Here is a 21,299-nt window from a genome sequence, read left to right on the forward strand (position 1 = left end):
CGTTAGGTTGCGTTGATTGTTTCACCGATAATGGAGGTGATGCTCACGGTCGCACTGCTAGTTTGCTCTGCCAACTTCTTAACCTCGCTAGCGACGACGGCGAAGCCTCTGCCATGTTCGCCAGCCCTTGCCGCTTCAATGGAAGCGTTCAAGGCAAGCAGGTTGGTTTGTGACGCAATCTCGGATATAAAGCTAACAATTTGGCGAATTTGCTCGGATTTCTCTTCTAAGCCGTGTACGAGTTCGGCAGTATGTTCCACGACATGACTGACCTGTCGCATTTGGGTAATGGCTTGTTGAATTTCCCCGTTTCCACGGCCAACCTCTTGAACGACGTTTTGCGCTGTTTCCGAGACATTCGTGGATGATTCGGCAATTTTCTGCACGCCCGATGACATTTCACCCATCGCGGTCGAAATTTGTTCGGATGCCTGGTAGTTGGCTTCGGAACACCGCACGCCCTGCCCTACTCGCTGCATGAGGGATGAAATTGTCGTGATTGGGCGAATCATCATCTGTGAGACGATCATAGCTATAACATTGACAACCAGCGCAGAAACAGCTAGCATAACGGCTGAATTTCTTTAAAAGAGTCACCTGTTTGAATACTTCCGAATGCTCGGCAGTCAAAATCAACTTCCAGCCCGTGGCTTCAATGGTTTGATAAGCAGCTGACTTCAATGTGCCATCTGGCTCTGTATATAGGATATACCCGCTCTTATCCTTGAACACCGTATTCTTGTAAAGAGCCATCTTCTCAGCCGTCGATGATTCTTCTAGCTTTTGCCCCGTTTTCTTCGGGTGAACGAGATATGTACCGCTTGGTGAGAGAAGGTAGCCGTAACCTGTTTCGCCGAATTTGATATGGTTGATGATGGACAGTATTTGTTCAGGAAAGAGGAAAGATTGCACGATGCCGCGGAAATCGCCTTTGCTGTCCACAAGCGGGACATCGATGATGATAATATTTTTGCCGCTGCTTTCCTCCTTGATAATTTCGGATACCGATACTTTCTTATCCACAGTAGCTTTCTTAAAATTATCAAATTTGTTAGCGTCCAGCTTTTCGCCAGCTGTGTCAATGGACATGCCTTGCGGATCAATATAGGCAAATCGATACACTTCCGGATCGCTCTCCGCCATAATTTTCAGCACGGGCAAGATCGTGTTTGACTTCCCATTCAAGAACTCTGGATGGGCTTTAACAACGGATTGAATCGAAGCAATTTTGCCATTCAGCCAGGCATTGATCTCGCTCGTACTAAGCTCGCCATGTTTCGACATTTCCCCTGTATTTCCCGACACGTCAAGCGTGGTAATTATTGACATTAGCAAGAACAAAAAAACATGCACAGCCGCGGGATTACTCCCATAGCCATGCATGTTTTTAATTTTATCGCTTACCTGGATCGTAAGGTTCACCAAGGGCTGATGGTGCTTTAGCCCTACCTACTGCGCCTGCCAGCACTAAAATAGTCAGTACATAAGGCAGCATGTAGAGGAATTCCTGCGGAATATTTTTCGAGAATTCGAACAAACGCATGAAGTTATTGAGCGCCTGCGCCATTCCGAAGAAGACTGCTGCGCCTAAGGCGCCAACTGGATGCCATTTACCGAAAATCATCGCAGCCATCGCTATAAACCCTTGACCTGAGATCGTGTTATGCGAGAAGGCACTTGTTGTCGTAAGCGTAATGGTCGCCCCGCCAAGTCCGCCTAACAGACCACTAATCAATACAGCGATGTATCGAATGCGCTTTACTTTAACCCCTACAGTATCCGCGGCACTCGGGTGTTCCCCAACGGAACGGAGGCGCAAACCGAATGGTGTCTTGAACAGCACATAGTAAGTAATTGCGACGAGAATCAATGCAATGTAAGTTGTCGGATAGGCATTGAAGAAGGCATATCCGATATACGGTATTTTGGACAAAATCGGTATTTCCCATTTGGAAAACACTTCTTTTAACGTTTCTGTTTGACCAGCACCATTGAACAGCACTTTGACCAAATACAACGTTACGCCTGCTGCCAAGAAGTTAATCACTACACCGCTGATGACTTGATTGGCTTTGAAGGAAATCGTTGCTACTGCATGAATCAGAGCGAAAATAAGCGCAAATAACATGGCAGTCAGTAAACCGATCCATGGGGACCAAATACCCATATTCGCCTCTTGTGCATAATAAGCACCCACCGCTGAAGCAAATGCCCCAGAAACCATGAGGCCCTCAATCCCGATATTGACTACTCCGGAGCGCTCCGAGTAAATCCCACCCAAGGCTCCAAAGATGAGCGCCGTCGAATAGACGAGCGTCGTGTTGATCAGTTCACTAAATTTCGTGAAAAACGCGTTAAGCATGGTGAGCAGGTCCATGTTACGTAGCCCTCTCTTTCTTGCGTTTACTATAGAACGGGATGAGCACCCATTTAACGATACCTTGGGTTGCGACGAAGAAGATGACCGAACCGATGACAATACGAATAATCTCCGGCGGCACATCCGCACCGAAACTCATGCCTGCTGAACCGTAAGACAATCCACCGAACAGTGCAGCCCCAAGCACAATCCCTATTGGATTGTTAGCACCAAGCAGAGATACCGCAATCCCATCAAACCCGTACCCTGGGAAGCCTGCTGAAACAACTTGATAGTGGAATACACCAAGGACTTCAAACACGCCCGCAAGCCCCGCAAAAACGCCCGAGATAAACATTGCTTTAACAATGTTCTTCTTCACATTCATTCCGGCATATTTCGCGGCATCGATATTATGACCAACTGCGCGCAGCTCGTAGCCTTGCTTTGTTTTCCACAAAATGATATAGAATACAATCGCTGCGAGTATCGCAATGAGTGTACCCCAGTGCATCCTCGCATTATCTAGCATGGCCGACAGCCACGTGATGCTCAGAGATGCCGAGTCTTGAATCATGTATGAGCGCTGCTGTTTCGGCTCTAGAAGAAATTGATTAATGATATAATTCGACAGGAACAAGGCGATCCAGTTCAACATAATCGTTGTAATAACTTCATTAACTCCACGCTTTGCTTTCAAATAGCCCGCAATAGCTCCCCACAGTCCGCCAATAAGTGCACCGACAATAACAGCTAACGGAGCATGAATGATCCACGGAAGACCTGTCACTTTGACACCGATAAAAGTAGCTCCCGTCATGCCCATGACGAATTGCCCTTCGGCACCGATATTAAACAAGCCTGTACGAAAAGCGAATGCAACGGATAGTCCCGTTAAAATAAGTGGGGTAATCGCACGAATGGCCTCACCCATATCATACGCATTACCGAAAATACGAGAAAATAGCGCTCCATAGGCGGCAATTGGATTATATCCGCCTGCCAGCATCACGAGTGCTCCGAATAACAGCCCAAGTATAATCGCCACGATCGGATTCACCGTTGATTCACTTGTAAAAATGCGAACAACCTTATTCATGAGCAGCTCCTTTCTCTGTGCGCTTACTGCCAGCCATGAGTAGTCCAATCTCTTGATCGTTCGTCTCCTGCGGCAGCACTTCTCCCACAATCTGTCCTTCATAGATGACGGCAATGCGATCCGATACATTCATAATTTCATCCAACTCAAAAGAAATCAACAGAACTGCTTTGCCTTTGTTCCGCTGCTCGATCAATTGGCGATGCACGAATTCGATTGCACCGACATCCAATCCCCGCGTCGGTTGCGCAGCAATGAGAAGATTAGGATTTTTGTATATTTCCCTGGCAATAATCGCCTTTTGTTGATTACCACCCGACAAAGATCGCGCTTTATTGTAGATACTTGGCGTTCTAACGTCGAACTGCTTAATCAACGCTTCCGCATGACGATCGATAGCTTCATAATTCAAGAAGCCAGCTTTGTTATACGCAGGATGAAAATACGTTTCCAGCACCATGTTCTCGCTCATTGTAAAATCGAGCACGAGTCCGTGCTTGTGCCTGTCCTCAGGAATATGCGACAATCCAGCCTCGGAGATTTCTCTCGGCGTATGGTTGGTAATATCGCTTCCCATCAGAAGCACACGACCACTATCAATGGAACGAAGCCCCGTTAACGCCTCGATTAATTCACTCTGCCCGTTGCCATCAACACCGGCAATGCCCAGAATTTCTCCGGCTTTCACCTCAAAGTTAAGCCCTTTCAGAGCAGGCAAGCCCTGCTGGTTACGCGCAACTAGTTCTTGCACCTGAAGAACGGGTTCTCCAAGCTTCACATCCTGCTTGTTCACTTTGAAGGAGACATCGCGCCCGACCATCTTCTCCGCCAGGATCTGTGGATTCGTCTTCGAAATTTCCAACGAATCAATCACTTTACCTCTACGAATGATTGTCACGGTATCGGCAATCTCCATAATTTCTTTCAGCTTATGTGTAATGAGAATGATGGATTTGCCCTCTTGGACAAGATTGCGCATAATGACCATCAATTCACTAATCTCTTGCGGCGTTAGTACAGCTGTAGGTTCATCAAAAATAAGAATATCGGCGCCGCGATACAGCGTTTTCAATATTTCCACTCGCTGCTGCATGCCAACGGAGATATCTTCAATTCTCGCTTTTGGATCCACACGCAAACCATATTGCTCCGATAACTTGCGTACTTTGTCTTGCGCAGTTTTGTAGTCGATTTTCGACCCTTTTTTTGGCTCCATACCCAAAATAATGTTTTCTGTCACGGTAAATGGCTGAACCAGCTTGAAATGCTGATGCACCATACCGATGCCAAGCTCGATAGCTCGATTCGGGCTATCAATAAAGACTTCCTTGCCTTGCACTTTAATATTACCTTCATCCGGCTGATAAAGTCCGAATACAATGTTCATTAGTGTTGATTTACCCGCGCCATTTTCGCCAAGCAAGGCATGAATTTCACCCTTCATCAGCTTTAAACTAATGGCATCATTCGCCACTATTCCTGGAAACCGCTTCGTAATGTTGCTAAGTTCAACAACAGGGACTACTTCACTCATCAGATCACCCTAAGGATCAATTTTTTTAATTACCTCTAAAACTAAAGAACAAGGCTAGTTATTATAACTAGCCTTGTTTGAACAGAAGCAAACCTATCGTTCGTAACCGCAACGCCTTTTATACCTAAATTAAGGTTTTTCAGGAACTTTGATTTCGCCGCTAATAATTTTTGCTTTGTACTCATCTACTTTTTTCAAGATTTCCGCAGATACGTTTTTCTTGGAAGTTTCAGGAAGGCCTACACCGTCATCTTTCAGACCAAGTGTAACCACTTTACCACCTTGGAATTTGTTGTCGATAATATCTTTGGAAACACGCACAACTGCTGTGTCAACACGTTTCAACATGGAAGTCAGTGTAACTTCATCGCCGAACTCAAGGGATTGGTCTTTATCTACGCCGATAACCCAAACCTTTTTACCGTTTTTCACACGGTCTTTCGCTTCGTTGAATACACCATTACCTGTGGAACCAGCTGCGTGGAAAATAACATCAGCGCCATCGTTGTAGATCGTTGCTGCTGCTGCTTTACCAAGGTCAGGCTTATCAAAAGCGCCTGTATAGTTAATTTGAATTTTAGCATTTGGATTAACCGCTTTAACGCCAGCTACGAAACCAGCTTCAAAACGTTTGATAACCGGGATGTCGATACCGCCAACGAAACCGATTTTGTTTGATTTTGTTGTTAGACCTGCAACTACCCCAACAAGGTAAGATCCTTCTTGCTCAGAGAATGTTACGGATTCTACGTTTGGAGCTTCAACGACGTTATCAATGATCGCTAATTTAGCATTTGGGTTTTGTGTGGCAACTGTTTTTAGTGCATCGCCCATCAAGAAGCCGATACCCCAAGTCAGGTTGTAGCCGTCTTTAACGAATTGGTTTAAGTTAGGCGTGTAATCTGCATCGCCTTTACTTTCCAGGTTTTTCACTTTAACGCCTGTTTGTTTCTCAAGCGCCTTCAAGCCTTCCCATGCACTTTGGTTAAAAGATTTATCGTTGACGCCACCAATATCGGTAACCATACCGATTTTGAAGTCTTTACCGCTGTTGTTGCTAGGTGCTGCTGAAGCTGTTGCAGCCGCTGAAGTAGCCGGAGTTGCTGAAGCCGCCGGATTCGTTGTATCTTTTTTGGCACAGCCGGAAAGAGCCAATGCAGAAACCGTTACAGCCATAAGAGCTGTCGAAAGCATTTTCTTCATCATTATTACCCCCATAGAATCATTTAATTTAAAACCATGAACTCTTACATTGTAGGTTGACCAAAATTAGTTAAATTATGTAAGACTGGCTATAGCATGAGTGTATCATTTTGAAACCCAAGATAAAAGCGATACACCAGCAAAACAACATAATTCGTTATGTCATACAAGTTGACATGGCCTTTTTGTAAGCCCCTACAATATAGGTTCCAAGCCCCAATTATTTATTATACTACCACTGGTTAATAAAATCTAGATTACCCTTTGTTAATTTTATCGTTCATTAGTCTCATGAATTCCTCGGGACCTAAAGGGCTGCTGAACAGCATTCCTTGCACTTCCGTACACTGCAAAAGTCTCAAATGCTCCAGTTGTTCTTCCGTTTCGACACCCTTTGCAATTAAATTCAGGCCTAGCCGGTGAGCCATGCGAATAATGGCAGCAGCCAGCAGCTGATTCTCATCGTCGTCTACTAAATCCCGAATTAATGTGCTGTCCAATTTAACGCTATCGAGCGGCATTCCTTCGAGCCCGCTTCTTGTAAATAGGCCTGTACACAAGTCATCCATCACGATACGCACACCGAACTTCTTCAGCATAATCAGTTTCTCGCTAGCCTCTTGTACATTGGACGATGTGATACTTTCTGTAAGGTCCAGTTCCACTAACATCGGATCAATACCTGTTTCTTTCAAAACGACGGCAATTTCCTCAATAAAATGCTCATCTTTAAACTGTGAAGATGTAACTGCCAGGGTCATTCTCAGCGGTGAGTAGCCCTCGTCCTGCCAGGTTCTCATCTGTCGGCACGCCGTTCGTACAGCCCATTTCCCGATAGGTATCATGAAGCCCATTTCCTCGGCCGCTTTCTTCCAATCCATGCTCGGTGCGAGGAGGTCGTCTCCCCTGCTCCAATGAATAATCGCTTCCATTCCGATTAATTTCCGATTTGTTATTTCATATTGAGGCTGATATAGGAGTTCAAACCGGTTGTTGTCTAAGGCCTGTCGCAGCTCTTTCTCCATGTGAGCTTTGCTCTTCACCATGGCATCGATGTCAGAGGCATAGAATTGGAACTGGTTATGTCCCCGGTTTTTGGCCGCATACATCGCTTCATCTGCATACGCCATGAGCTGCTCAGGCTGCTTACCGTCTAACGGATACAGAGCGATCCCTATGCTAGCTGTTATAGTTACTGGCATTCCATCTAGGATAAAAGGCTCTTCCAGAGCCATTTGAATTCGGGAAGCTACTACTCTTGCATCTTCAGGCTTTGCAAATGATTCCAGTAAAATAGTAAACTCGTCGCCACCTTGCCGGTACACCGTATCCGATCCCCTCAGGCAGCCCACCAAACGTTCTGCTGCAAGGCGAATTAAACGATCACCGTAGGCATGACCTAATGAATCGTTGACGTCCTTGAATTTGTCCATGTCCAAGAACATAATAGCTGCGAGTTGCTCATTACGCTGCGCATGCAGAAGTGCCCGCTCCAATCTATCATTAAACAATCGGCGATTAGGTAATCCCGTCAATGTATCATGATAGGCCAGAAAGGCTAGTTGTTTGCTCTTTTCTTCCTGCTCTTTACTTGTAAGCAGCAAGCGATGGATACACTTTGCAAAAAATAGAAAGATTAGCGCTTGAACAAGCATACTAATGAAAACATAAGGCGAGAAGGAGAAAGAGGAAACAGCAAGTAGATTAATGGTCAACAAAAAGAAGCCCAGTACGCCTAAATAGGCTAGCGTTTGCGCTTTCATATGCTGTATCCACTTAGAAAGTATGCCTCTCATTCTCGAACCTCCTTATCTGATATGAAAAAAAGGCTATTCCGAATCGGAATAGCCGTAGGTATACCTGTTTAGGTAAACTGCAACCTGTCGGCAGCCCAGCCATCATTGTTGCGAGGGCAACCTTAGATCTGCAGCTTTGCGTCCTTACCTTTCGATAAGTTTGCCTTTACGATATTAAGGAATTAAATGGGACTTATTAACTATATCATACTCATTCCACGTTTGGCTATTTTTGCTTAAATAAGCAAGTTAAAGAGTTTGGGGTCCTTATTTATTTCTATATAGCCATAATCTTTCTGGGAAAGGCGCTCAATAAGCCCCTCATAATCATCTTTATTTTTGAGCTCAATGCCGACCAGCGCCGGAGCATCGTCCCTATTATTTTTTTTCGTATACTCAAATCGGGTAATATCGTCTGTGGGCCCTAAGACTTCTTCCAGAAATTCGCGCAAGGCCCCAGCACGCTGCGGGAAATTAAGAATAAAATAGTGCTTCAAGCCTTCATACACGAGCGATCTTTCTTTAATCTGCTGCATACGGTCAATGTCATTGTTGCCGCCGCTGATGATACAGACCACATTCTTACCGCGAATCTGCTCCCGATAAGCATCAAGTGCTGCAACAGGAAGTGCGCCAGCGGGCTCAATAACAATGGCGTTATTATTGTAAAGCTCCAGAATAGTTGTACATTCCTTGCCGGAAGGAACAATAACGATATCCTCCAGCTTTTCTTTGCAAATGTCAAAAGTAAGCTCGCCCACTTGCTTCACAGCCGCGCCGTCTACAAACTTCTCGATCGTGGATAAGGTCACGACCTTCCCCTGCTTGAGCGCTTCCGTCATGCTTGCCGCGCCCTCCGGTTCAACACCGATGATGCGCGTTCGTGGAGAAACACTATCCACATAGGTCGCAACTCCCGCTGCAAGACCGCCTCCGCCAATCGTTGCGAAGATAAAATCTGGAGTTTCGGGCATTTGATTCAAAATTTCGAGGCCAACTGTGCCTTGCCCGGCAATCGTACGGACATCATCGAAGGGATGAATGAATACCTTATTCTCTTGAGCACAGTAGGCTTTGGCCTGGTTAGAGGAATCATCGAAGGAATCCCCTGTGAGAATAACTTCAACAAAAGACCCGCCAAAAAGCTTAACTTGGGAAATCTTTTGTCTAGGCGTTGTCGTCGGCATGAAGATTTTGCCTTCAATACCAAGCTGTTTGCAGGAATAAGCCACGCCCTGCGCATGATTGCCGGCACTCGCACACACGACACCCGCTTCGCGTTCCTCCGGCGTTAAGCTTTGAATCACGTTATACGCTCCACGAATTTTGAAAGAACGAACAATTTGCATATCTTCACGTTTAAGATAAACGTTGCATTCATACAAGTTAGAGAGCAGCTCATTGCGTTGCAAAGGCGATGGTTCGATCACCCTGCTGAGCACATGATTGGCCCTAATAATATCTTCCAAACCTACTTTACTGGAAACAACCATTTTCTCTTACTTCCTTTCTCCACATTGTGCAATTAAAGTTTTAAAGATTATTGTAGCACAACTCTCGCCACCTGTACGAAAATAATATTGGCACCTCTATCAGAGAGTGTACGATAACATCTATAGCCCGCTCAACCACAAGAAGCCTCAAACCCACTAATAAGTGGATTAGAGGCTTCTTGTAATGGTTATGAACTAAATCTCCTCACTTAGTAATAGTAACGAGGCTGTTCCTGAAGCTCAGACCGTCTTTGCAAGAAGCGGTAGAAGGCGCTGGCCGCCTGTGCTTTCGTCACTTCTTGCCCAGGTACGAATTGTCCCTCGTCCAGAGACATAATATTCAACCCCACCACAATGGCTGCGTCACCCACATGCTTAAGCTTAGCAGCATCTGCGAAATTACTATTGAAAATACCGTCGAACTTCGTCAGGCTCTTATAGCCAAGCGCCTTCACAATTAGCTGTGCCATTTCTTCCCGATTCATCGCAGCTTCCGGGTTGAAATCAGCACCTACATCCAGCAAACCGCGATCAACCGCATTTTCGACATAGGCAAAAAAAGGAGAAGACTTGCTCACATCAGCGAAAGATGCCTTCCGTTCCGCCCCGTAATAAATACCACCGTTACCGCCATTCATGGCAATAACGAGCATTTTGACCAACTCACCACGTTGAATGGTTTGATCCGGATTCACTTTGCCATCCTTCACATCCAGCGCTTGATAATCCAGCATAAGCTGAAGTTCATTTTTAGCCCAGTGGTTGTCAATATCGCTTACTGTCACTTTATCCAAGGAAATCACATCACCCGTTTCACTATTCCGCCATTGACCGGTTTGCGCATCCAAGAGAAAAGGTTCACGGTTAAATTTGGGAACGAGTGAATAGACGAGCTTAGCATCTAGTTTCCCGTCTGTCTTCATATCCATGGATTGGGGGACATCCCCAGCTGCCACCATCACTCTGTACTTCTCTAGCGGAATTCCACCGATGAACCCGCTGCCTTGGGCCATATAATTCAACTTAATGTCGAACTGCGCGAGCCAAAGATCTTTGGCTTTATCGATAGCCAACACCTGCGGCTTTTGCTGAGGATATGGCAGATTGCTGATGGAGAAGTGATAGCCAACAATTTGACCAGTCACACGATCGATGCTCACCGTCACTTCTTCATTCCCGGCATTTACGCCATCAATCACGCGCTTAAAGCTAATATCCCAATTGCGCATATGCTTCAGCTGATCTTCCGAATAATTTTTAACCGTTTGAACACGAAGCGACAACTGATCCGTATAGGCAGGAAGCTGCTTTTTCACAAAATCAACACCTGTTGTTATCGCATCTTCTAGGGCAATTTTACCCTCTACATCTTTATTGGCGTCAGGACCGTAAGGAATGTAGCTGCTGAAATTTGTAATCTCTCCAGATTTACTATTCACGCTAGCCCATGCGCCTTTGCCAACGATTTTGACCTTGGAATCCTTTTCAGACGTCTCATTCCAACTTAAATTCCAGTTCGAATTGGTTTCCCCCGTTTCAGGGTTCGTCGATTCATTATAGGAGGCTTCTTGGATTTTGTAGTCAGGTGATAGGTTGAAAACCGTTGTTACCTTCTTAATAGCCTCTTCCTTCGTCAGGTCCAAATTAGCAGCCGGCTTAGCAGCTAGAGGCTTGTCGGTTAACGGCTTATTCCCCTCTGTATCTTCCATCCCTTTGACTGGACTCCAGATTTCGCCTGTTTCTGCATTCAGGGAGAAGCCTCCCATCATGTAAGAAGTAATCGGCAATTTCTTGCCTTTGGCACCGTATGGAATCTGGTAAAGTAAAGAAAGATTCGCCTTATCGCGGAACTTTTGGGCAGCATTCTCCTTAGAAATCGGTGTTACATTCTGCTGAAACGTGACATTGTCATCCCAATTATAGTTATAATTCGTAACTTGTCCTTCCCCGTTGACAGTCACATTAATACCATTTGGAGCAAAAGGCACACCGCCAACAGAGCGATCGAAGCGAATATTGTACTGGTAATTACCGTTCAGCGGCGTACGAAATGCATTCTCCTCTGCATCATTGTATACAAGCTCCTTCTGCTTATCTGGATTCACTTTGCTAATGAAGGCAGAAGCGACTTCCTTGGCAGCTTTGAAATCCACCTTTGGCGGATAGCTTGGCTTGTGGTCAGGGTCATTATCATTCATGGAAAAGGAAGTCAGCGTTCCGTCCAAGCCGTTAATCGATACGTTTAAAGAGCCGTAATTCCGATCTTTCACCATTTTAGTGTAATTAATGTTCCACGTCGGGAAATTCCGGCCATTCATGTTGTAATAAGCATTCAGACTAATGGATTGAAATGTATAGCCTTCAGGCAGCGTTATGTAGGTCTTCACTCGTTCAATGGCTTGCTCTTTGGTAATTTTGGCATCCAACTGCTTATCCTCTTTACCTGGATATACAGGGGGTGCAATCGACGTACTTCCAACACCAGCTTCAACCGCCCAAACCCCAGGCGCAGCAGTGAGCAACAGTGTAGAAGCGAGCACCAACGTTCCTGCTTGTTTGATTAATTTCAAAGTCATCTTCCTCCTCAACGTTTTACGTTCCAAAAGCTTTAGAGACATAGAGTTTCCATAATAATCCTCGACGTGTAAACCTGGAAAAAAGTTGCTTTAGAAACTAGATAACCGCTATATATTTTTATTTACACGAAATGCCACTAGATCGAAACGGTTCATGGCTAAAAAATCTAGGATAACTAACAAAAAACACATGTCTGAGAACCCTTTTATCAGGTGTTCATACATGTGCTTTTATTAACTGAACTATCGACTCGACTGGGTGTTCTCTTTGCTAAGTGTGTGCATTAAATCTTGCATTTCACCTTGCGTCAAATTCCGCCATTTGCCCACCTTCAAATTACCGAGATGGATATGCATGATCCGAACTCTCTGCAGACGCACTACGCGATACCCGAACGCCTCGCACATCCGGCGTATTTGCCGGTTAAGCCCTTGCGTGAGAATGATTCGGAAAACGCGGTCGCCAACTTGGTAAATCTCACAAGGCTTCGTCATCGTCCCCAGAATGCGAACCCCGCTGCCCATTCCTTGCAAAAACATCGGTGTAATCGGCCGATTGACCGTCACGATGTACTCTTTATCATGGTTATTCTCCGCTCGCAGAATCTGGTTCACAATATCTCCGTTATTGGTCAGAAGGATGAGCCCTTCGGAATCTTTATCCAGTCTCCCAATCGGAAAAATACGCTCCGAATGCCCGACGAAATCAACAATGTTGCCCCTGATATGCGCTTCGGTAGTACTCGTGATCCCTACAGGCTTGTTGAGAGCAATATACACATGCTCCTTCTTCTCACCGATTGGCCGACCGTCAATCCGAACTTCGTCTCCAGGGCCCACGACGCTTCCCAACCCAGCAAGCTCACCATTAATCGTAACACGCTTCGCTTCTACCCACTTGTCCGCTTCACGTCTGGAGCAAACACCAGTTTCGCTAATAAATTTATTAATTCTCATGCTTGGGAAATTCCCTTCTATGCCGTAATCAAGTACCTACTATTATGCTGGATTCGCTCACTCGGTTCAAGTAGCATTCAAAGGGATCGACGTAAATTCCCTCCCCGAGTGTGATAGGCGTATAATAATGGTAACCATTAACGAATCAAGGGGGCACCAACGTGCGTATTCTCATACTAGGAGCCACAGGTAGAGTAGGAAGAAGAATATTGGAAAAAGCACTAGTGGACGGACACGAAGTCACTGTACTCGTTCGAAGCCCAGAGAAGCTCTCGGGGATTCACTCCGAAGGCTTAACCAAGCTTCAAGGGGACGCTTGTAACGGAGTAGATCTACATAGTGCCCTCCGCGGAGCGGAGCTGGTCATAAGCTGCCTCGGCACCGATGGCGGCACGGTGCTGACAGAGTTTACGCCTCTACTCATAGAGGCTATGAAGACACACGGCGTAAGCCGAATAGTCACTGTCGGTACAGCCGGCATTCTGCAAAGCAGAGAGCATCCCGGCTTGCTTGGCTATGAGGCGCCGGACTCCCGGCGCTCTTCAACACGAGCTGCCGAAGAGCATCGCAAGGCGTGGGAGCAGCTCGCTGCCTCGGGCTTAAGTTGGACAGTCATCTGTCCAACTTATTTGCCCGACGGCGAGCCACAAGGGCAGTACCGCATCGAAAGGGACTATTTGCCCGATGGCGGGATGTCCATCTCCGTGGGCGATACCGCGGCTTTCACGTACCGAGTTGCTCTCGAGGGCGAGTATGTGAGGTGTCGTGTGGGGATTGCTTATTAGCAGAGCAGAACGGAGCAGAACGGAGCAGAAACAGAGCAGAAACAGAGCAAACAAATATTACAAACGGCTTACGCCGTCCTTGGTTGAGATTCATTTATGGTTGAGGCAAAGCAAGCTACACCCAAGAGACGTAATCCTGAAACATTCGCTTACCCATCCGTGTGATTGTTGTACTTTGTACAACTTTAGGCAAGCTAATCCGCTGTTGTCCACGTGATTGTTGCAAAAAATACAACAATATTAGCCTAAAGTAGCTCTATAGCCTATAAACTGGCTAAATTGTTGTTGAGTATACAACAATCTGAGCTTTCCAAGCAGAAATCAAGGAAATTGTTGTACGCAGTACAACTTGCCTTACCTTTTTAACTTCGTCACCACACACCCCATAACCAAAATTATGTAAAAAAGACGGATGGAAGCCAGCTAAACTGGCCTTCACCCGTCTTTTTTGTACAACTAGTAACCTCTGCTTCTTCCCTTCGCCAATGCCTGGATGTTGATCCACGAAATAACGATCCCAACCACACGGAAAAGGTATCCCGCGACTGGAATAAAACTCAAGAAAGCCATAACAATATTGATGACCGTCTTGGTCGTGGTCCCATTGCTTGTGAGGATGGCAAAGACCAGGTTGACGAACACGAGTGGGATCACCCACGAGCACGACCACAAATATACAAACGGAATAAGACCAAGTAAGTATCCGACAGCAATTGCTATTTCGGACAGCAGCTGAAGCAGGTTTAACAATCGAATCGTTTCTGGACGCATGGTGCTCCTCCATTTCAAATAGGGAAATATTACTTATTGTAGCATAGAGCCGACAGATAGTCTTTAGTGCGGTTAAAGAGCCTTGTCCGTGTTGGAGGTTGTTTTCCTTTTATATTGCGTGTCTAAAGCATACGTAGTATGATTATAATAACAAAGAGACGGTGCGACCAACACCATCTCCTGCACAGACTTGGGTGTGAATACCCTCCGAATTGTAGAGTTAGTAACCCACTAGGTCGTCAACCTATACGAGTGGGTTACTTTCGTTTATCGATGTATGTCAATAGCGCCAGTATAAAGCTACCGAACGCAAGCATGATTATTACAAAGTCTACCATTCGGTAGGCTTTTTCTTTACCTCAATTTCCTAAAGGGTAGTGAAACTATTGCTGATCAAATTCTAGAAATACACAACTAATCTATACGATCAATTATACGATGACAGCAGCATTTCATATACCGTTTCTCAGAAAAGCCAAAGCCAGCCTCCGGACAATAAGTCCGACGGCTGGCTCCCTGCCCTACAACACGCTGCGCACTTCGCTTTCAGCGGCCGAGGCTGTTTCCGGATGTCCCTGCTGCAGCTGGTACATCTGGTAGTACCGACCGAGGAGCCCCATCAGCTCCTCATGGTTGCCACGCTCGACGATCTCCCCGTGGTCGAGCACAAGAATCTGGTCGGCGCTCTTAATCGTCGACAGGCGGTGGGCAATGATGAAGGTGGTCCGCCCCTTCGAAAGCACTTCGAGCGCGGCCTGAATGATGGCCTCGGTCTCCGTATCGATGGAGGCCGTCGCCTCATCGAGGATCAAAATCGCCGGGTCGAACGCCAGCGCCCGGGCAAAAGAAATCAGCTGCCGCTGCCCGGCAGACAGCGTGCTGCCCTTCTCGATCACGGGCTCATCGATGCCGTGCGGCAGGCTCTTAAACATCTCATCTGAGCCTACTTCGCGCAGCGCAGCCTCCACCCGTTCTCGGGTGATGGACGGATCGTCCAGGCTAACATTGGACGCGATCGTCCCTGTGAACAGGAACGGATCTTGCAGCACGATGCCCATATGCTGACGCAGCAGCTGTTTGGGCATCTCCCGCACATCACGGCCGTCCACTGTGATCCGGCCTTCATTCACATCGTAGAAGCGGAAGAGCAGATTCAAGATCGAGCTTTTGCCCGATCCGGTATGGCCGACAAGCGCCACCGTCTGCCCCTGTTTCGCCTCGAAAGAGATGTCCTTGAGCACATCCTCCCCTTCTTTGTAGGCGAATCGAACGTGCTCGAACTTCACATTGCCGAGATAGCGATCCGCTTTTTCCGTGGCCACGTCAATACCCTGCTCATCGAGCAGCTCGAATACACGGTCAGCGGATACTAGCGCACGCTCCAAATTCGGCAGCTGATTTACAATCCCGACCATCGGATGAAACATCCGGTTCAGGTAATCGACGAAAGCATACAGTACACCGACGGTGATCAATGTGTTGATTGAACTGCCCCCGACATACCAGATCAGACCGAAGAAGAATAAGTTCCGAACCACATTCATCAGGTTATGAGAGGTCAGCGAGTTCAAGCTAAGCAGTTTATTTTGATATTTCGTATATTCATCGTTCAATTGTTCGAATTCTTGGATCGTTTCCTTTTGCCGGCGAAAAGCTTGAATGATCGTCATGCCTTGAATCGCCTCATTGATCATCCCATTGATCGAGCCGATCCGCTCCCGAATTTCATGATTATAAAAGGAGGCATATTTACGGTAAACAATGATCCAAACATAAAGCAGCGGAATAACCGGAAGTGTGAATAAAGCCAATCTGTAATCTAGAACGAATAAAGCCGCGATGATGCCCACAATATAGATCGTACCTGTAAAAAAGTTCGCAAGCACCTGTACATACAGGTCCCTGACAGACTCCGTATCATTGGTAATCCTCGACACAATTTTGCCCGCAGGCTGATTATCAAAATAGTTGATCGGCAGTCGCTGGATTTGTGCAAAAACATCACTTCTCATGCGCTGGATAATCCGATTCGCCGCCGATTGAAGTAAATACTTTTGTCCATAAGTAAAGCCTGCACCAATAATAATTAGCAGAAAATATAAGCCCGCAAGCTTCATTAGACTGTTAAATTCCGGTTTATAGAACGTGTAAAGCTCTTGAATACTCAGCTTCTTAACGGCATACTCCGCTTCTTCCGTCCCTTGTGTAATTGTAAGCTTACCATTGTCTGCTAGCTTGCGTACGCCATCAAAGGTGATCTGCTGATCCACCCATACGAATTGGCTCCCCACCTGCAAAATGCGAACTTCCTTCCCCTTCGGCTCGCCTTCTGCGAAGTTATCGCTTCGCTTATAAAAAACTCCACCCGCTGGGACGGCCTTATCAGTTTGCGTCGCAGACGTTGTCTCGTACCACGGCTTCTCGATACCGAGAATGTGTGTATCAATCATCTGTCTCGCAATAAAAGGTCCTGCCAGTTCCGTTGCCACCGCAACCGATAAGAATAACAGCGCAATGAGCAGGGGCTTTTTGAATAACGTCGCGTATTGAAATAACCGCTTACCTGTTTGTTTCATGAGGGTTCTCACCTTCTTTTCATCGGATATCTATTTACTAAACCTTTGTCTGTTCTTCTAACTGCTGACGATCATACTGTTCCTTATACCAGCCGCCGAGAGCGACAAGCTGCTCATGTGTGCCTTCTTCCACGATATACCCCTCATCCAGCACAAGAATCCAATCCGCATGCTGAACAGCAGAGAGTCGGTGCGTTGTAATAAGTGTCGTTTTGCCTGCACGTTCCGACCGAATGCCGCGGATGATTTCTGCCTCTGTTTTGGCGTCCACCGCAGAAAGCGCATCGTCCAGCATGAGGATTTCGGGGTCTACATAAAGCGCACGAGCAATGGAAACGCGCTGTTTCTGACCGCCGGATAAGGCGACGCCTTTTTCACCCACCAACGTTTGAAGGCCTTCTGGCAAGAACTCCACGTCCTTGCGGAATGCGGCCAGCTCAAGCGCTTGTATCAGCTCTTCCTCCGTTCCTTGGCTGCGTCCGAACATGATGTTCTCTTTTACTGTTTTGGAGAATAGAATCGGCTCTTGCGGCACGTAACCAATCCAGCCATGCAGCGTGTCGATGGTTAATTTCTCGATTGGCGTTTCCGATATAACAATCGCACCTTGACCTAATGGATACTCTCTCAGCAGCTGTTTAAGCAGCGTTGATTTTCCGCTTCCCGTGCGTCCTACAATTCCAAGCGTCTGTCCACGCTGCAAGTGGAAATTAATATTCACCAAGTTATCGATTGAAGAAGAAGGATAGCGGAATGTAACATCTTTAAAGCTAATTGAGTTCGGCAGCAGCAGCGTCGTCGCTTTGGGATCCTCTTTTACATCCGGTTTATAACCAAGTGTTTCATTCACCCGATCGAGGGAGGCATTCCCGCGCTGCATAATGTTCATTAACTCGCCAATGGCGAACATCGGCCAGATCAGCATTCCAAGGAATGTATTAAAGGACACGAGCTCTCCGAGCGTCAGTTCACTGTGAAATACCAAATATCCGCCGTAACATAATCCAATTAAGTAGGAAATGCCCACTAGGATTTTGACCGTTGGTTCAAAAAGGGCGTCGATCACGGCAACCGCAATATTTTTGCGATATACATCGTCTGTCATCGTTTTGAAGCTTTGTTCACTAGCTTTCTCTTGTACAAAAGCGCGGATGACGCGAACCCCGGCTATCGTCTCCAGCACGCGATCGTTCATTTCTCCAAAGGCATTCTGAGCGAGCAAGAACCTTTCATGGATGCGTCCCCCATAGATCGTAATCGCAACGGCCATAATGGGCAGCGGGATAATCGAGGCAATCGTCAGCTTCCAGCTAATGAAGAAGCCCATCATACCTAGGATCGTAAGCATGAATAGCGTTGAGTCTACGAAGGTCAATATCCCAAAGCCCGCTGTCGTCGACACCGCTTGCAGGTCGTTCGTCGCTCTCGCCATCAGGTCACCCGTGCGGTTACGCTCATAGAAGGTTGGCGTCATCCGCAGCAGCTGCCTCATTAATCGGGATCGAAGAATGCGCTCCAGCACGAAAGCACCGCCAAATAGCTGATACAGCCAGACGTAGGATAACCCATATCCAGCTACAATTAGCGCCCCCCAAAAAGCGAGCAATTGGATCAATTTACTGCCCGTCAAAGTTCCCATGTGTATGCCATCAATCGCATAGCCAATCAATTTCGGTGGAATTACATCAATGATTCCAACAATAATAAGCAGTCCAATGGCGATCGTGTAACGAATCCAATTCATTCGGAAAAACCAAGCTAATTTTTTTAATACCGTAAACATGTAATGATGTCACTCCTCTCAAATGGTGCTGTCCAAAATGACCTAAAATCCACACAAAAAAGGCACACCGCACGCAGCGATATGCCTTCTATGAAACAGAAAAGCGCTCGTTACGAACTTCTTCGTAACCCGCGCTTTTGAATAGCGTATGTGAAGGGGCGGCAGCAGCCGAACAAGCACAAATCATGCGCTTCCGGCTAACATTCGGGTTACCAAATATGAAATTGTATGGTTTTTATCTGTAAATCTGCGATGGGTAATAGGATCCATAACCATATCAATCATTTTGAAACCCTCCTTTAGTGTTGTTGTTAAAAATCATGCATTGTAGGAACTTCTCTTCCAAAAGTTGTATATTCTTGCTTACAGAGGTGATCTTACCATCCTTGGCGAGTCTGTGTCAATCGGAGAAAAAGACTATAAACAAACTATCTTACCTCGTTATTTCGGATGAATTTACTCGCCTTTTAACCCCATTGAATTGTCACACATGTTTCAAAATATGGCGGCATATCCATAGTATATAGGTTCATAGCGCATAGAGGAGTGGATGTGCATGGTCGATAAAGTGTTTGCTCTGATGGGTTGGATTGTCGCTTTTGGAGTTGTTATCGGGGGAGTCATCGCCGGCATCGCGCGCTTTGTCGAAAGAGATTCGACACAGTACGATATGATATTTTTGTGGGAGCATCGTTATACGCTGGAGGAGCTGGAATTGGTTCGGGACAAGTAGCTCTGGCGCGCTTACCCGCACAATCCCGCCAGTTTAGGCTTCATCTAATCGACGATATAGGTGAGCCAATTTATGCTCTATGGTTAGATCATGACATTATAAATTGGAGGTTTAAATGAATGCGGAAATTATTAAACGTGTATGTTCAGACATATGTATAAAATCGCTTATTTTGTGAAGAAGTAAAAGGAGCTGCATCCTAAAATGGTAGCTCCTTTTACTTCTGATGAGAAAATTTAATTTTATTATTTCTGTTATTTCTTCTAACCCAAACTTACACAAAAAAAAGAAACCTACATTTCGGTTTCTTTTTTTAAAAACTTAACGATTCTGGCGTTTGATGTTTTTCCCTACTCCTACTGCTACTACTATAAGGAGAAAGAATCCAGCTAATGCCTGATTATTTCCTTGCATTACTACCCATGCAGTCACAAACAAGGAAACTAATATAATTCCGATATAAAAATATTTTGTAGATTTATGACCATTTTTATTTAATGAAAAATGGAAAAAAGTAAAAGGAAAAATGCAATAGAAATTGCTATCACAGTCATTTAATCATTCCTTAAAATTTATTTCAATAGATGTTTGGAGTTGACTCGAAATATACAACCGCTGGAATTTTGCGCATCGGTAATCGCAAGCTTAGAATAAACTTCTAATGACTTTCTGCTTTCATTGCCAGAATACGGTTGAATCAGCGCGTCATCGATACCTTGTTTTTTTAGCCAGGTCAATAGAAAGTGACGTAATTTATGAGGAGACAGATTTTGAAATAACTTAGCCTCCTCTGAATATTTGGCCAAAATGCGAATTCCCCTGTCCGTGTACTTTTTCTTCCATGAGGACTCAAACAAATAGGCCGCTTGCTTCTTTTTCATCGAATCCGCGTGCATGGCCAGCAGTCCTTTGAAATTCTGAGGAAATGGAACAATGCGATCTTTGCTACCTTTCCCTTTGTTGATCCTGATCTGACAGTAATGAAAATCGATGTCCGCCAGCTTAATGTTGATTAACTCACTGACCCGGACACCTGTATACATGAGAGTTTTCACGATCATCATGTCCTGAAAATTCTTAGCCTTCCAAACCACTTCATAGTTGTATGATGAAAATAAAGTTATAGACTGTATTGCTTGATATTACGGGCTTTGAGAAACGCAGCGACAGTCTTGGACGAGAATATAAAGTCCTAGACTTGTCGCTGTATTTTTGAACTACCGTTCTTTGATAGCGGAATTTTACATGAAAAGGACTGTAAAACATTTGTATTAATAATATTGAAAACTAATTGCCGGGCAGTTGGATGTCTCGCTAACCGCTTACATCGCATTGGCCATATTCATTATCACCCACTGCAACCACCGTGCCGTCCGATTTAAGGCCGATGGTATGATTACTACCCACCGCTATCGCCACAATTGTGTAATAACAATAAAGTCGTTTAATTTTGAAGTGTCAAACTCGTATAATACCGTTTAAATTTTAAATCAAATAATAAATTAAGTTGTTTCATTTCGATGATCATAAGAAGATAAACCAATAATTATGATAATAAAGTTGTTTAAAATCGGACTGAAACTTGTGGATTCTAATTTCAAAAATGAAGTGTCCCTATACTTAAAACACAACGG

The 21,299-nt window shown here is 45.5% G+C and carries 17 protein-coding genes, 1 pseudogene and 1 riboswitch; of the genes and pseudogenes, 2 read left to right on the top strand and 16 right to left on the bottom strand.

Going from position 1 to position 21,299, the window contains the following annotated elements; genetic code table 11:
• Nucleotides 1-2: 2 nt before the first annotated feature.
• From ACBP55_RS36990 to rluF, 10 genes are all read right to left on the bottom strand, one after another.
• Nucleotides 3-458 (bottom strand): methyl-accepting chemotaxis protein, encoded by a 456-nt coding sequence (locus tag ACBP55_RS36990; RefSeq protein WP_464648529.1) that lies wholly within the window; start codon nt 456-458, stop codon nt 3-5.
• A complete protein-coding gene (locus tag ACBP55_RS36995; protein ID WP_464648530.1) occupies nt 400-1,284 on the bottom strand; it encodes a cache domain-containing protein in 885 nt (294 codons plus the stop codon). The genes ACBP55_RS36990 and ACBP55_RS36995 overlap by 59 nt, the downstream gene beginning before the upstream one ends.
• A gap of 109 nt (nt 1,285-1,393) precedes the next feature.
• Nucleotides 1,394-2,377: an ABC transporter permease gene (locus tag ACBP55_RS37000; RefSeq protein WP_464648531.1), complete on the bottom strand. Its 984-nt coding sequence runs from the start codon at nt 2,375-2,377 to the stop codon at nt 1,394-1,396.
• 1 nt (nt 2,378) lies between these two features.
• Nucleotides 2,379-3,458: an ABC transporter permease gene (locus ACBP55_RS37005; RefSeq protein WP_464648532.1), complete on the bottom strand. Its 1,080-nt coding sequence runs from the start codon at nt 3,456-3,458 to the stop codon at nt 2,379-2,381.
• The gene (locus tag ACBP55_RS37010) at nt 3,451-4,992 is read right to left on the bottom strand and encodes an ABC transporter ATP-binding protein (RefSeq protein ID WP_464648533.1); all 1,542 of its coding nucleotides are present in this window, start codon (nt 4,990-4,992) and stop codon (nt 3,451-3,453) included. The genes ACBP55_RS37005 and ACBP55_RS37010 overlap by 8 nt, the downstream gene beginning before the upstream one ends.
• 129 nt (nt 4,993-5,121) lie before the next feature.
• Nucleotides 5,122-6,195, bottom strand: a complete 1,074-nt coding sequence (locus ACBP55_RS37015; protein WP_464653561.1) for a BMP family lipoprotein — start codon at nt 6,193-6,195, stop codon at nt 5,122-5,124.
• 257 nt (nt 6,196-6,452) lie between these two features.
• Nucleotides 6,453-7,991, bottom strand: a complete 1,539-nt coding sequence (locus tag ACBP55_RS37020; protein ID WP_464648534.1) for a putative bifunctional diguanylate cyclase/phosphodiesterase — start codon at nt 7,989-7,991, stop codon at nt 6,453-6,455.
• An 86-nt stretch (nt 7,992-8,077) separates the two neighbouring features.
• Nucleotides 8,078-8,166: riboswitch (cyclic di-GMP riboswitch) on the bottom strand.
• Between the two features lie 61 nt (nt 8,167-8,227).
• A complete protein-coding gene (gene ilvA, locus ACBP55_RS37025) occupies nt 8,228-9,484 on the bottom strand; it encodes a threonine ammonia-lyase IlvA (RefSeq protein WP_464648535.1) in 1,257 nt (418 codons plus the stop codon).
• A gap of 209 nt (nt 9,485-9,693) precedes the next feature.
• Nucleotides 9,694-12,054 carry an S-layer homology domain-containing protein gene (locus ACBP55_RS37030; RefSeq protein ID WP_464648536.1) on the bottom strand — a complete coding sequence of 787 codons (2,361 nt, stop codon included), beginning with the start codon at nt 12,052-12,054 and terminating at the stop codon, nt 9,694-9,696.
• Between the two features lie 249 nt (nt 12,055-12,303).
• Nucleotides 12,304-13,017 (bottom strand): 23S rRNA pseudouridine(2604) synthase RluF, encoded by a 714-nt coding sequence (rluF, locus tag ACBP55_RS37035; RefSeq protein ID WP_464648537.1) that lies wholly within the window; start codon nt 13,015-13,017, stop codon nt 12,304-12,306.
• Between the two features lie 161 nt (nt 13,018-13,178).
• Between rluF and ACBP55_RS37040 the strand changes: the two genes are divergently transcribed.
• Complete coding sequence (locus ACBP55_RS37040) at nt 13,179-13,802, top strand: NAD(P)-dependent oxidoreductase (RefSeq protein ID WP_464648538.1); 624 nt, start codon at nt 13,179-13,181, stop codon at nt 13,800-13,802.
• Between the two features lie 456 nt (nt 13,803-14,258).
• Here ACBP55_RS37040 and ACBP55_RS37045 read toward each other — a convergent pair whose 3' ends face one another.
• From ACBP55_RS37045 to ACBP55_RS37060, 4 genes are all read right to left on the bottom strand, one after another.
• Entirely contained in the window at nt 14,259-14,573 is a 315-nt protein-coding gene (locus tag ACBP55_RS37045; protein ID WP_464648539.1) for a hypothetical protein, read from the bottom strand.
• 257 nt (nt 14,574-14,830) lie between these two features.
• On the bottom strand, nt 14,831-14,911 hold the full coding sequence (locus ACBP55_RS37050) for a putative holin-like toxin (protein ID WP_326116494.1): 81 nt from the start codon (nt 14,909-14,911) through the stop codon (nt 14,831-14,833).
• 183 nt (nt 14,912-15,094) lie between these two features.
• Nucleotides 15,095-17,149: an ABC transporter ATP-binding protein gene (locus tag ACBP55_RS37055; protein ID WP_464648540.1), complete on the bottom strand. Its 2,055-nt coding sequence runs from the start codon at nt 17,147-17,149 to the stop codon at nt 15,095-15,097.
• A 37-nt stretch (nt 17,150-17,186) separates the two neighbouring features.
• On the bottom strand, nt 17,187-18,932 hold the full coding sequence (locus ACBP55_RS37060) for an ABC transporter ATP-binding protein (protein ID WP_464648541.1): 1,746 nt from the start codon (nt 18,930-18,932) through the stop codon (nt 17,187-17,189).
• A 556-nt stretch (nt 18,933-19,488) separates the two neighbouring features.
• On the opposite strand from ACBP55_RS37060, the gene ACBP55_RS37065 reads away from it, so the two are divergent.
• Nucleotides 19,489-19,665, top strand: coding sequence for a hypothetical protein (locus tag ACBP55_RS37065; protein WP_464648542.1), 177 nt, complete (start codon nt 19,489-19,491; stop codon nt 19,663-19,665).
• 572 nt (nt 19,666-20,237) lie between these two features.
• Here the strand turns inward: ACBP55_RS37065 and ACBP55_RS37070 are convergent.
• Nucleotides 20,238-20,759 carry a tyrosine-type recombinase/integrase gene (locus ACBP55_RS37070; protein ID WP_464648543.1) on the bottom strand — a complete coding sequence of 174 codons (522 nt, stop codon included), beginning with the start codon at nt 20,757-20,759 and terminating at the stop codon, nt 20,238-20,240.
• Nucleotides 20,760-20,979: 220 nt separating this feature from the next.
• Nucleotides 20,980-21,087, bottom strand: a pseudogene (locus ACBP55_RS37075) (RCC1-like domain-containing protein); the annotation flags it as partial.
• Nucleotides 21,088-21,299: the final 212 nt, after the last annotated feature.

The sequence above is a fragment of the Paenibacillus sp. WG02 genome, from assembly GCF_055396115.1.